The 12,010-nt window shown below is 64.5% G+C and carries 12 protein-coding genes; 6 read left to right on the top strand and 6 right to left on the bottom strand.

What is annotated here, in order from left to right:
- Positions 1–55: 55 nt before the first annotated feature.
- Genes QY049_RS13785 through QY049_RS13765 form a run of 5 tightly spaced genes read right to left on the bottom strand, consistent with a single transcriptional unit; the run spans position 56 to position 4,021 of the window.
- Positions 56–823: an ABC transporter permease gene (locus tag QY049_RS13785; protein ID WP_258764062.1), complete on the bottom strand. Its 768-nt coding sequence runs from the start codon at positions 821–823 to the stop codon at positions 56–58.
- A complete protein-coding gene (locus tag QY049_RS13780; RefSeq protein WP_258764061.1) occupies positions 820–1,584 on the bottom strand; it encodes an ABC transporter permease in 765 nt (254 codons plus the stop codon). Before QY049_RS13780 ends, QY049_RS13785 begins: the two co-directional genes overlap by 4 nt.
- On the bottom strand, positions 1,581–2,387 hold the full coding sequence (locus QY049_RS13775) for an ABC transporter ATP-binding protein (protein ID WP_258764060.1): 807 nt from the start codon (positions 2,385–2,387) through the stop codon (positions 1,581–1,583). Before QY049_RS13775 ends, QY049_RS13780 begins: the two co-directional genes overlap by 4 nt.
- Positions 2,384–3,088 carry a GntR family transcriptional regulator gene (locus QY049_RS13770; RefSeq protein ID WP_258764059.1) on the bottom strand — a complete coding sequence of 235 codons (705 nt, stop codon included), beginning with the start codon at positions 3,086–3,088 and terminating at the stop codon, positions 2,384–2,386. Before QY049_RS13770 ends, QY049_RS13775 begins: the two co-directional genes overlap by 4 nt.
- Positions 3,089–3,100: 12 nt before the next feature.
- Positions 3,101–4,021: an ABC transporter substrate-binding protein gene (locus QY049_RS13765; RefSeq protein ID WP_309493996.1), complete on the bottom strand. Its 921-nt coding sequence runs from the start codon at positions 4,019–4,021 to the stop codon at positions 3,101–3,103.
- A gap of 111 nt (positions 4,022–4,132) precedes the next feature.
- On the opposite strand from QY049_RS13765, the gene QY049_RS13760 reads away from it, so the two are divergent.
- Positions 4,133–5,122 (top strand): fumarylacetoacetate hydrolase family protein, encoded by a 990-nt coding sequence (locus QY049_RS13760; RefSeq protein ID WP_258764055.1) that lies wholly within the window; start codon positions 4,133–4,135, stop codon positions 5,120–5,122.
- A gap of 67 nt (positions 5,123–5,189) precedes the next feature.
- The gene (locus QY049_RS13755; protein WP_194478233.1) at positions 5,190–5,966 is read left to right on the top strand and encodes a cyclase family protein; all 777 of its coding nucleotides are present in this window, start codon (positions 5,190–5,192) and stop codon (positions 5,964–5,966) included.
- Positions 5,967–6,109: 143 nt separating this feature from the next.
- Here the strand turns inward: QY049_RS13755 and QY049_RS13750 are convergent, their stop codons facing one another.
- Positions 6,110–7,672 carry a winged helix-turn-helix domain-containing tetratricopeptide repeat protein gene (locus QY049_RS13750; protein ID WP_301269503.1) on the bottom strand — a complete coding sequence of 521 codons (1,563 nt, stop codon included), beginning with the start codon at positions 7,670–7,672 and terminating at the stop codon, positions 6,110–6,112.
- Between the two features lie 67 nt (positions 7,673–7,739).
- Here QY049_RS13750 and QY049_RS13745 point away from each other — a divergent pair, with 67 nt between their 5' ends.
- The 4 genes from QY049_RS13745 to QY049_RS13730 all read left to right on the top strand — a co-directional run bounded on the left by QY049_RS13745 (position 7,740) and on the right by QY049_RS13730 (position 12,010).
- A complete protein-coding gene (locus QY049_RS13745) occupies positions 7,740–8,978 on the top strand; it encodes an acyl-CoA dehydrogenase family protein (RefSeq protein WP_258764052.1) in 1,239 nt (412 codons plus the stop codon).
- A 137-nt stretch (positions 8,979–9,115) separates the two neighbouring features.
- A complete protein-coding gene (locus QY049_RS13740) occupies positions 9,116–9,913 on the top strand; it encodes a GNAT family N-acetyltransferase (RefSeq protein ID WP_301269502.1) in 798 nt (265 codons plus the stop codon).
- A 379-nt stretch (positions 9,914–10,292) separates the two neighbouring features.
- Positions 10,293–11,510 carry an OpgC domain-containing protein gene (locus tag QY049_RS13735; RefSeq protein WP_258764048.1) on the top strand — a complete coding sequence of 406 codons (1,218 nt, stop codon included), beginning with the start codon at positions 10,293–10,295 and terminating at the stop codon, positions 11,508–11,510.
- A gap of 11 nt (positions 11,511–11,521) precedes the next feature.
- Complete coding sequence (locus QY049_RS13730; protein WP_258764047.1) at positions 11,522–12,010, top strand: DUF2059 domain-containing protein; 489 nt, start codon at positions 11,522–11,524, stop codon at positions 12,008–12,010.

Below are 12,010 nucleotides of genomic sequence, written 5' to 3'. Positions count from 1 at the left end.
GACGAAAATGGCCCGCTTGATGCGGGCCATTTTTGTTTTGGGCGATGTGATCGCGCTACCTCGCCGCGGTTTGCCAGGCGAGGAGCCGCTGCTCGACGAGCGACACCGCAATCGACGTCAGATATCCGGTCGCACCGAGCAGGATGACGCCGGCGAAGAGGTCGGCCGAGCGGAACGCGCGTGCCGAAAGCAGGACCCACTGACCAAGGCCGTCGAGTCCGGCCAGGATCTCGCAGACCACCGAGAGGATCAGCGCGACCGTCAGGCTGAGCCGCATGCCTGCGAGGATGTCGGGCAATGCCGAGGGCAAGGCGATCTTGCCGATGATTGCGGCGCGCGACATCTGCAACGAGCGGGCGACCTCGTAGAGTCGCGGCTCGACTGCGGCAAAGCCGTGAATGGTTGCCAGCATGATCGGCCAGATCGCGCCGAAAGCGATGACGAACAGCGCCATGCCTTGCGTCAGTCCGAGCATCGCGATTGCGACAGGGACGATCGCCGAGACCGGCAGGGGCCGCAGGAATTCCAGCGACGGCGCGACATAGGCCCGCATCATCCTTGAGGATCCGATCAGCGCGCCGAGCGCGATGCCGGCGATCGAGGCGGCGAGCCAGCCGTAGGCCATGTGCTCGAGCGTGCCGATCAGCTTGCTGGCGAGATCGCCGCTCGAAAAGCCGCGCATCAGCGCGGCCCAGGCCTTGTCAGGACCCGGCAGGAACACCGGCGAGACCAGCTTCAGATTGGCAATGAGCTGCCACGTCGCGATGAAGCCGGCCGCGACGACGACGCTTGCGACACGCCAGAGGATCGCCGCGCGGTTCACGGATTGTCTCCGGCAACCGCGGCGCGCCCGAACAGGCGGCGCTGGGCCGCAATCAACAGGATGTTCAGCGCATAGCCGATTACGCCGATCCACAGCAGATAGGCCAGCATCAAGTCGGCGCGCAGGGCCTGCTGCGCCAGCATGATGCCGGCGCCGAGCCCGATCGGATTGATGGCGATCTCGACGGTAACGGCGACGATCAGGGCGATGCCGGCCGACAGGCGGAAGGCGACGAAGATCCGCGGCAGTGCTGCCGGGATCACGATCTCTGTGATCCGTTGTGTCGCGCTCAGCCGCAGCGCTCGCGACACCTCCATCAAGCGCGGCTCGATGCTGCGCACCGCGCTGCGCGTCATGATCAGCATCGGCCAGACGCAGGCGAACGCCACGATCACGATCTCCATCCGGTAGCCGAAGCCGAGCGCGATCAGCGCAATCGGCAGCAGCGCGATCGAGGGAATCGGGCGGATCGCCTCGACCGTCACCTCCATCAGCCGGTCGAGCGGACGTGAAATGCCGAAGGCGATGCCGAGCGAGAGGCCTATTGCGCTGCCGATCGCGAGCCCTGCAAAGGTAGCGAACAGCGTGTCGCGGGTCGCGACCGGAATCGACAGATCGGCCAGCGCTGCGGCCAGCGCCGCGAGGATCGCACTCGGCGGCGCCAGGCTGTCGCTTTGCAGATGGGTGAGGCGCGCCCAGAGCTCGAACGCCAGCATCAGCGCCAGCGGCAGCAGCAAGGGTCTCGTGCGATCGAGGTTCAATGTTCGGTTGCCTTGATGAAGTCGAACAATTGCCGGCGCAGCCGCAGGAATTCGGGATGCTCGCGGGTGGCGAGCTGGTCGCGCGGACGCGGCAGGTCGACATCGAGCTCGATCCCGATCCGGCCCGGATGCGGCAGCAGGCCAATGACACGGTCGCCGAGATAGATCGCCTCGTCGAGGTCGTGGGTCACGAAGATCACGGTCGTCTGGCTTGCCTGCGTCAGCGACAGGACTTCGTCCTGCAAGCCCTGGCGCGTCATCGCATCGAGCGCGCCGAACGGTTCGTCCATCAGCAGCGTCGTCGGCTCCTGTGCGAGGCAGCGCGCGATCTGCAGGCGCTGCTGCATGCCTCCCGACATTTCGGTCGGATATTTGTCGGCATGGCCGGGCAGGCCCACCTTGCGCAGCAGCGCCTCGATGCGAGCGTTGCGCTCGCGCGCCGGCACACGAGAAGCTTCCAGCGCCAGCGAGATGTTTCCGGCCGCGGTCCGCCACGGCAACAGCGCCTTGCCGTAATCCTGGAACACGATCGCGACCTCGCGGCGCGGCGCGGTGATCTCCTCGCCGTCGAAGGTCACGGCGCCGCTGGTGGGGCGATAGAGGCCAGCGGCGAGCCGCAAGGCCGTGGTCTTGCCGCAGCCGGAGGCGCCGACGATGCAGAGGAATTCGCCCGGCCGCACCTGAAGGTCGAGATTCTCGATGATGGTCTTGCCGCCGAGCCGCAGCGTCGCAGCGTTGAACGCGATCAGCGTCTCTTGCCGCCGCGCGGCGCGGGCCTCAATGATCCTGGCAACGACGGTCATGATTGCTCCCCGCCGGCCTGCGGATAGACGAAATCGATGGTCGAGTGCAGATGCGCCGCCAGCATCTTTTGCGCGGCGGGCACGTCGCGGGCGAGCACATGGTCGGCGAGCGTCTGGTGACTCCGGATGAACCCCTCGCCGCTGTCGATCGCACCCATCATGACGCGGCGATAGCGATAGGCCTGGTCGTAGAGGTCGGAATGGGCGGCCAGCATGCGCTGCGAGCCGCAGGCCGCGAGCAGCGCGGTGTGAAAGCCCTTGTGCAGCCGGTCGAAATCGGCCGCGCCTTCGCGGAACTCGTTGCCGGTTCGCTCGATATGCCGGCGCATCTGATGCAGCGCGCTGATGATGCCGGCCTCCCAGGCGACGTCGCCATGGAGGATGGCGAGCCTGACGGCCTCGATCTCGACCGCCGTCCGCATGCAGGTGATGTCGGCGAGATCCTCGCGGCTGACCTCGGCGACGCGAAAGCCGCGCTGGCCGATGCCGACGATCAGGCCGCGCGACATCAGCCGCGACAGGCCTTCGCGCAACGGCGTGGCGCCGATCTCGTAGCGATGCACGAGATCGACGATGCCGAGCCGCGATCCCGGTGCGAGATCTCCGGCCAGGATGTCCTGTTCGATGAGGCTTGCGGCGCGCTCGCTCAAGGTGCCGGCTTCAGTCGGCGGGCGTTCGAGAGTGCGCTCGGGAGCAGGCATCGTCCTTTTCCTTCAATTCAGCACGAGTTTGGCGGTATCGAGCTTCGATTGCAGCATCTTCTGCGACGACATCACCTCGATCCACCAGGTGAGGTTTTCTGCCTTGAGGTTCGGCTCGGACTGGTTCGGCGGCGTCGACTTGACGAGTTCGAGCGGCTGCTTGGTGAACTTGGCGATCGCGGCGGAGGCCTTCTCGCGATCACTGTTGACGATTGCGGCCGCCTCCGCGATGGCCTCGCGGAATTTCTTCACGGTCGCCGCGTTTTTCTCCGCCCAATCGCGGGACGCTGCGTAGAAGATGATCGGATCGGTGCGGCCGAGCTCGGCGCCGTACCGCGCGCCGACCGAGCCGAGCCCCGCATTGGTCATGCGCGTGACGAACGGCTCGGCGGTGAGCACGGCATCGACACTGCCTGATTTGATGATGTCGGCCATGGTCGGGAAAGTGACCTCGACGAAATTGACGCTTTTGGGATCGACGCCTTTCTCCACGAGCCATTTCACGAACAGCACATGGAGAAAGGCGTTCAGGCCGGGTGCGCCGACCTTCTTGCCGACGAAGTCCTTCGGCTCCTTGATGGTGATGCCGTTTCGGACGAAGGCGGCGATCGCGGTGTTCGAGGTCTGGTTCATGACCGAGGCGCCGGCGATCGCGACGAGGTCGAGGCCGCCGTCGACGGCCTGCAGGAAGACGGTCGAGGTGGGGCCGCCGATCTGAATCGAGTTCGACAGGATTGCCGCCGGGATATTGGAATTGATCGCGATCGGCGTCATCTCGACGTCCAGCCCATGCTTTCTAAAGATACCTTCGTCGACCGCGACCATCGCCGAGGCGCAGTCGGAGGTCGCGGTGCAGCCGATCTGGATCTTGGCCTGCGCCTGTGCTGGCGCCGTCACTGCAACAGACATCCCGAGGGCGAGACCCGCCACCATCGCACTTACCTGCGTTCGCCTCACCGCGCTCTCCCAATTTGTATTTTTATAGCTTGTTTATCGATATTTTATCTGATCATATATTTCTAGCGATAGCAAGGGGTGCCCAAGGTGAAGCTCGCAACGTTCAGATCGGCCGGTCAGGAGAAGATCGGCGTCGTCCATGGCAATGACAGCCAGGTGCTCGACCTCGCCGCAGCCGCCGCGCGGGAGGGGCAGGCCGATCCCGCCTTCGGCTCGATGCTGGCGCTGATCGATGCCGGGCCCCGCGCGCTCGATCGGGCGGCGGCCCTGCTCGACAAGCACGGCCAGGACGCGACACTGTCGGCGGCGGTCCGCGCCGTCGACATCCTCGCGCCGGTGCCGGAGCCCAGGCAGATGCGCGACGGCATGTCGTTTCCGCTGCACATCCTCCAGGCGCCGCGCGGGCAGCAAAAGCTCGCCGCGCGCGCCAAGGGCGACATGGCGGAATTGGCGCGCATCGACGCCGAGCCGCTCGGCGAACTGCCCGAGGTCTATCGCAAGCAGCCGATCTTCTACATCACCAACCGCTTCAGCGTGCGCGGCACCAACACCACAGTGAAATGGCCGCGCTACAGCAAGGTCATGGACTACGAGCTCGAATTCGGGATCATCACCAAGAACAAGGGCGCCAACATCTCGGCCGCGAAGGCTGGGGATCACATCTTCGGCTACACTATCTTCAACGATTTCTCAGCGCGCGACGCCCAGCGCATCGAGATGGAGGGACGGCTTGGCCCGGCCAAGGGCAAGAGTTTCGACGGCGGCAACGTGATGGGTCCGTGGATCGTGACCCCGGACGAGATCGGCGATCCCTATCGTCTGAAGATGGAAGCGCGCGTCAACGGCGAGACACGTTCGAAAGGCGTGAGCGAAGGCATGCTGTTCTCTTTCGAGGAGATCATCGCCCACGTCACCCAGGACGAGACGCTGATGCCCGGCGAGTTCATCGGCTCCGGCACGGTCGGCAATGGTTGCGGCCTCGAGCTCGGATGGTATCTCGAGCATGGCGATACGATCGAGCTCGAGGTCGAGAAGATCGGTATCTTGAAGAACCGTGTCGAGCGGCAAGACGTTTGAAGAGACGCCTGAAGGGTCGCCTGACGGCCGCCAAACATTCAACGAGAACAATCAACGAGGAAGCGCCATGACGACCAGGCTGATCGACATCTCCGTTCCCCTGCAGAATGATGTGCCGGCCGACCCGCCCGGCAATCATCCGACGATCCAGTACATCAATCACCAGCAGGGCCTGCCGCGTATGCTGCAGTTCTTCGACGGGTTGAAGGCCGAGGATCTGCCTGATGGCCAGGGCTGGGCGGTGGAACAGGTCAGCCTGTCGACCCACAACGGCACGCATCTCGATGCACCCTGGCATTTTCATCCGACCATGAATCGCGGCGAGCGTTCCTGGACCATCGACGAGGTGCCGCTGGAATGGTGCTTCCAGCCCGGCGTGAAGCTCGACTTCCGTCACCTGCCGGACGGCTATGTCGCAACGGCCGGGGATGTCGAGGCCGAGCTCAAGCGCATCGGCCACGAGCTGAAGCCGCTGGAGATCGTCGTGGTCAACACCAGCGCCGGCGCCAAATATGGCCGGCAGGACTACGTCACTTCGGGCTGCGGCATGGGCTATGAAGCGACCATGTACCTGCTCGAACGCGGCGTGCGCCTGACCGGCATCGACGGCTGGAGCTGGGACGCGCCGTTCGTTCATACCGCGAAGAAATACGCCGAGACGAAAAACGCCAGCCTGATCTGGGAAGGTCACAAGGCCGGTCGCCATATCGGCTATTGCCATCTCGAGAAGCTGCACAATCTCGAACTGCTGCCGCCATCCGGCTTCAAGGTGTCATGCTTCCCCGTGAAGATCGAACGGGCCTCGGCGGGATGGACACGGGCGGTTGCGATTCTGGAGAGCTAGCCGCGCAGGCCTCGGTGCGCACCGGTCGTACCTCAAATGGCCATCATCAGCATTTGCGCTGCAACGAGAATGGCCCGCTAGACGCGGGCCATTCTGGCTTTGCAGGCACTGTCGCCGTAACCGTGGCTTCGAGCGAGGCGCCTTCAACCAGATAGACCGGCCTTGCGCAAACCGTCGAGGAAGTGATCGCGATCGACAGAGGCTCTGTACCTCCCGGCCCGCGCGCGAGCGAGATCGAGCGTGTTCGCCGGAAAAATTGTCCCGTTGGCGTTGATTTCCCGATGCCTTTCCCTCACGAACCTCTCCGCTTCCGACCGTGCTTCGCCGAGCCGGCCCATCTGTGCATAGCAGGCGGCAAGGAGACCGTGCGACCACCGGTCAAGGGATCGCGTCTCCATCAGCGCCTTGACCGCCTGCTCGTACTCCCGACCCGAATAGAGGGCGAGCGCGTGGTACCAGTTGTACAGATTGGGCGGAAACGGATTTAGCCGCTTGGCCACTCCGATCCATGTGAGCGCCTCTCGCCAGCGCCCCCAGTAGACCAGAATGTTTGCGAGGACCGCAGCGACGTCGGCATCATTCGGATTGAGCGCGAGAGCGCGGCCGAAGTGGAATTCGGCCCTGTCGTCCTCGCGTCGCAGGAACAGCAATTGCGCGAACACGCCGTGAGCCCAGGCGTCGCGGTCGTCGATATCGAGCGCGGTCTCGATCTCGCGAAGTGCATCGTCGAGGTCGGCGCCGGAGGGCGATTCGAGAAACTCGTCGCAGACGATGGTCCAGGCGATGTTGACGTGAGCTCGGGCATATTGCGGGTCGAGCGCGACGGCGTTCCGAAAATGCTTTCGGGCCTCCGCCATGCCGCTCACCGTCAACTGACGCCACCGCTCGTCCCCCATCAGGACCAGATCGTAAGCGGTGATGCTCGGGGTGGGTTTTCGTCTGGCGATCTCACGGCTCGCGTCCTCGAGCCGGCCCGGAAGAGCCGCGACGATCGCCTGGACGATCTCGTCCTGCAGGGCGAAAATGTCCTCGAGTTCGCGTTCGTAGCGCTCGGCCCAGAGATTGAAGCCGCTCCTGGCGTCGAGAATCTGGACGGTCACCCGCACGCGGCTGCCGGTCTTGCGCATGCTCCCTTCGGCGACGTAGTCGACGCCGAGTTCGCGGCCGACCCGCTTGATCTCGGAGGTCTTGCCCTTGTAGGCGAAGCTGGAGTGGCGGGCGACGACGAACAGCGACCTGAACCGCGACAGCTCCGAGATGATGTCTCCGGTGATCCCGTCCGAGAAGTACTCCTGCCCGGGATCGCCGCTCAGATTCGAAAACGGAAGTACCGCGAGCGAGGCCCTGTTGGACACGACGGGCGATTGCGAACCAGGCTGGTCGGCTCCAATCTCGGTGAGCGGCGGCCCGACGTAACGATAGCCCCGGCGCGGCAGCGTCTCGATCCAGGTGGCGCCCCCGTCGGCTCCGGCAAATATGCGACGCAACGCGGCGATCTGAACCGTTAGATTGCTTTCCTCGATCGCAAGCCCCGGCCAGCCGGCCTGCATCAGTGCGTCCTTGGAAACCGGCGTTCCGGCCTGCTCGACGAGCAGCCGAAGCAGCATCACCGCGCGGCGTCCGAGTGCGATCGGTTCGGACCCACGAAACAGCATCTCGGCTTCTGCATCGAGACGGAAGGGACCGAATTGTCGGATCGGGGGCATGATCCGGAGACTACATTTTTTACAATCTTTTCGGAACAGATTTGGGACCGCCGATAAGCGGGCGATCATGCTGTGGGCGCCAAATCACTTCGAGGGTTGCCCGATGAGCGATACGTGCGATGCGGCGGAGACGAACGAACTGGATCCGGACGTACTATCCGACCCCCGGCATCCGGTTCGTCGCATTCGCGAAGCCGTCCAGGCGCTGGCCCCACTCGTCGCCGCGCATCGTGGCGAATTCGACGGCGGGCGCCGCTTGCCGGATGTTGTTTTCGTGGCGCTCGCCGAGGCCGGCCTCTTTCGCCTGTGGCTGCCGCACGCGCTCGGCGGACCCGAACTTTCTCCCTTCGACTTCATGCGCGTCGTCGAAGACGCCTCGGCGCTAGACGGCTCGGTTGGCTGGCTGGTGGGCAACGGTGGCGGCATGAGCCGGCTCGGCGGCTACCTCGGCCGGGCCGTCGCATCCGAGTGGTTTTCCGATCCCCGTGCCTTCGTCGCCAGTGCGACCGGCGCGGTCGGCACGGCGCGTGTCGTCCGCGGCGGCTATCGCGTATCCGGACGGTGGCCCTTCGGCAGCGGCGCACATCACGCGACGCGCTTCATGGTGCTGACGAGCGTCCGGCCCGAAGATCCGGTCTCGCCCCTCATCTGCTGCTATCTCGACCGGACAGACGTGACCATCCTCGACAATTGGCACGTGTCCGGACTGCGCGGCACCGGAAGCTGCGATTTCGACGCGCGCGATGTCTTCGTACCGGCGGCTCATGCGCACTCGTTCCTGGGCCTGCAGCCGACCCAGCCCGGACGGCTCTATCGCATGCCGCCGTCATCCGTGTTCGCCTGGAGCATCTCCGGGGTGCCGCTCGGGATCGCCTCCGGCGCGATTGCCGGATTTGCAGAACTCGCCTGCCGAAACGGCCGCCAAGGCAGCCGGGCCTCGCTACGCGATCGAGAAACCGTCCAGGCGACGGTCGGGCGGGCGAGGGCGAAGCTTCGCGCGGCCCGCGCCTTCATCGTCGATGCGATGAACGAATTGATGGCGGCGGCCGAGACGGAAGGCGATCGGCTGACGGAGGCGCGCGCGGATGTTCGGATCGCCAACGCGAACGCGGCCGAAGCTGCGATGTCCATTGCCGACGAACTGGCCGCGAGCGCGGGCTCCGTGGCCATCTTCGAGACTTGCGCGCTGGAACGCGCGGTCCGCGACGTGCGCGCCGCCGCAAAGCACGTCGCGATGAGCCCAAACAACTACGTCACTTCCGGCCGGCTGACGCTTGGGCTCGATCCCGGAGCGGCGAGGTTTTGACCACCCTCCGACCACCAAACGGAGTTGCCTCGATGTCTGTGGTTTACCGGCCGGCGCGTGCACAGGATCTGGAAATCGCGGATGCTCTCGTCGTTTCCAGCATCAACGACCTCACGGAACGGCATGGCTTTGGGCCGATGGCCGCCGCTTCGGCCCCCAGGTTCCAGCTGTTTTCCATGAGAGACGATCCCGACGGTCTGTGGGTGGCGGAGGAGGACGATCGAATCCTCGGCTTCGCCTGGAGTTGGGTCTGCGGCCAAATGTGGTTTCTGGCACAGCTATTCGTGTCGCCGGATCAGCAGGGGCGGAGCATCGGCAACGAGCTGATCAAGCGGACCCTGGAGCATGCCGGGCGGTCGAATGCGTCCAACAAGGTGCTGATCACCTTCAGCTTCAACACGGTCTCGCAAGGCCTCTACATGCGCTACGGACTGTTTCCGAGGTTTCCCATCTACAGCGTCGGCGTCGCGCGCGAGCAGCTGATCGCTGCCCGGCGAGGCCCGCAGTTCGACGTCACGCCGCTGCAGGAGAACGCTTCGACCCTTGGTCGCCTGGCACAGGCGGATGTGCGGGTCGTTGGCGTATCCCGCGAAAAGCATCATCGTTATCTGATCAACGACAGCAGCACGCGAGGGTTCAATCTCCACGACGGCCATGAATGGGTGGGCTACGCCTACGTCGATTCCGGCGGGCACGTCGGACCGCTGGCGACGATGGAGCACCATGCCGTCGCTACCGCTTTCAGGACGGCACTCCATCTCGCGCTCGAAAGCGAATCGCCGCGGATATCGGCGTTCCTGCCCGGCGCGAGTGAGGCGGCCCTTCACACCGCGTTCGAGCATGGAATGCGGATCAAGTTTCCGATGTTGCTGATGTCGTCGCGGGACTTCGGGAACTGGAGCGGCTATCTGCCGCGCAATCCCGGATTCATGTGATCGCGATGACCGGTAAAGTCATGCCGACAATCGTCCGCAGCGCTCACGTCGGCTTTCCTGAAAGGCTCGGCTTCAGGCGTGCTGCCGAGGGCGATCAGCCGTCCCGACGCCGGCGCCGCGTCGGGTCGCGTTTTGCCCGACGGGTGCCGTGTGTTTTGTAAGCCATGCAAGGACTTAGCTACTGTGCATGGGGTTGTTTTCAGCTCCTTTGCGCGTCCGGCCCGCGCGTTGCGGCGACAAAGTCCCTTGCGCGGACGCCAAGGTCGGCTACCGTTGCTCGTCTAACCGCAGGGTTAGATGAGCTTTTGATTGATCCTTTTTAGCATCTGATTTTCACGGCGCCGCGGTGGCGCGGTGCCCACGGTAAGAGGCGGGGGCCATGATCATACGAGACCAGGCAGCACTCTTGGCGCCGGTCGAGCGCGACTTGAGGCTCGACCTCTTCCGCGGCATCGGCCTCTGGATGATCTTCCTCGACCACATCCCGCAGGATGTCGTGGCGTGGCTGACGCTGCGCAATTACGGCTTCAGCGACGCCGCCGAGTTCTTCGTCTTCATCTCCGGCTACCTGGTCGGCTGGATCTACGGGCCGATCGTCACGGGCGGCTGGTTTCTCGCCGCGCTGAAGCGATTGTGGAAGCGGGCGGCGGAGATGTACGTCGCCCACATCATGCTGTTCCTGCTGTTCACTGCGCAGATCGCCCGCACCGCGCGCCGCTTCGACAATCCGATGTACGAGCACGAGTTCAACGTGTTCAATTTCCTGGCGCATCCGGACGAACTGATCGGGCAGGCGATCCTGTTGAAGTACAAGCCGGTCAATCTCGACGTGCTGCCGCTCTACATCGCACTGGTGTTCGCTTCGCCCTTCATCGTCTGGTGCCTGGTCCGCCGGCCGAACCTGACGCTCGCTGCGTCCGTGGTGCTCTACGTGCTGTCGCGCTGGTTCGACTGGAACGTGGCGTCCTATCCGCCGGGCACGACCTGGTATTTCAACCCGTTCTGCTGGCAGCTGATGTTCGTGTTCGCCGCCTGGTGCGGCATCGGCCAGATCGATAAGATCAGCCGATGGGTGTGGTCGAAGGCTGCGATGACGCTGGCCGCGGCCTGGATCGTTTTCGCCCTCCTGATCGTGATGACCTGGCACGTTCCCGCGCTCGAAGCCATGATCCCGAAATGGATGATCAAGGCGATCTACCCGATCGACAAGACGGACCTCGACCTGCTGCGCTTCACCCATTTCCTGGCGCTGGCGACCTGGGTGACGTATTTCGTCTCGCGCCAATGGAAGGCGCTGCAGACGCCATGGCTGCGGCCCGTCATCCTCTGCGGCCAGCACTCACTGCCGATCTTCTGCCTCGGCGTGTTCCTGTCGTTCTCCGCGCACTGGATTCTGACCCAATACACCAAGGGCGTATGGGAGCAGCTCGCGGTCTCCGCCGCCGGGATCATCATCATGATCGGCGCCGCCTGGCTGCTCCATCGTGCCGAGCGGGTGCCGAATCTGTTCGTGAAAGTGTCGGAGGTCGAGCAGGCGGAAGCGGCCATCGAGACTGGGCCGACGTCGACCGCGGCCGTTGCGCCTGCGGGCCGGTGAGGGGAGTGGCCATGCCCAGACATTTGCCAGCGATCGCCGCTGTTCTTCTCTGTCTCATTGGCGGGGCTTCCGCGGAAGCGCCGTCGCCGGAGGCGATGAATACGGCGCGCAAGCTCGTGGTGACGCTGAAGATCGCCGATCAGTATCGCGCGCTGCTGCCGCAGCTTCTGCTCAAGCTGCGGCCGGTGGTGGCGCAGGACAGGCCGGAGATCGAGCGCGACTATGACGCGATGACGGCGCCCGGTGCCGAGATCTACACGCCGTTCTTCGCATCGATGACCGACCAGATCGCCGCCGTGTATGCCGCGAGTTTCACCCTGGACGAACTGCGCCAGATCGAGGCGTTCTACGCCCAGCCGGCCGGACAGAAGTTTCTGGCGCAATCCGATGCGTTGGTGCAGGCGAGCGCGCAGATTGCCCAGGATGTCAGCCAGAAGGCCGCCGACCAATTGAAGCAACGCCTGATCGAGGCACTGCGCCAGAAGGGGCACAAATTATAG

The organism is Bradyrhizobium sp. WYCCWR 13022, assembly GCF_030435535.1.
GTDB lineage: Bacteria > Pseudomonadota > Alphaproteobacteria > Rhizobiales > Xanthobacteraceae > Bradyrhizobium.
This window is presented reverse-complemented; position numbering and strand designations above follow the sequence as displayed.

Coding starts and splice junctions, on each gene's coding strand:
- QY049_RS13740 (WP_301269502.1), top strand. CDS start 9,116: ATGGCCGCCGCTTCGGCCCCCAGGTTCCAGCTGTTTTCCATGAGAGAC.
- QY049_RS13750 (WP_301269503.1), bottom strand. CDS start 7,672: ATGCCCCCGATCCGACAATTCGGTCCCTTCCGTCTCGATGCAGAAGCC.
- QY049_RS13770 (WP_258764059.1), bottom strand. CDS start 3,088: ATGCCTGCTCCCGAGCGCACTCTCGAACGCCCGCCGACTGAAGCCGGC.
- QY049_RS13730 (WP_258764047.1), top strand. CDS start 11,522: ATGCCCAGACATTTGCCAGCGATCGCCGCTGTTCTTCTCTGTCTCATT.
- QY049_RS13735 (WP_258764048.1), top strand. CDS start 10,293: ATGATCATACGAGACCAGGCAGCACTCTTGGCGCCGGTCGAGCGCGAC.
- QY049_RS13755 (WP_194478233.1), top strand. CDS start 5,190: ATGACGACCAGGCTGATCGACATCTCCGTTCCCCTGCAGAATGATGTG.
- QY049_RS13775 (WP_258764060.1), bottom strand. CDS start 2,387: ATGACCGTCGTTGCCAGGATCATTGAGGCCCGCGCCGCGCGGCGGCAA.
- QY049_RS13765 (WP_309493996.1), bottom strand. CDS start 4,021: ATGGTGGCGGGTCTCGCCCTCGGGATGTCTGTTGCAGTGACGGCGCCA.
- QY049_RS13745 (WP_258764052.1), top strand. CDS start 7,740: ATGCTGTGGGCGCCAAATCACTTCGAGGGTTGCCCGATGAGCGATACG.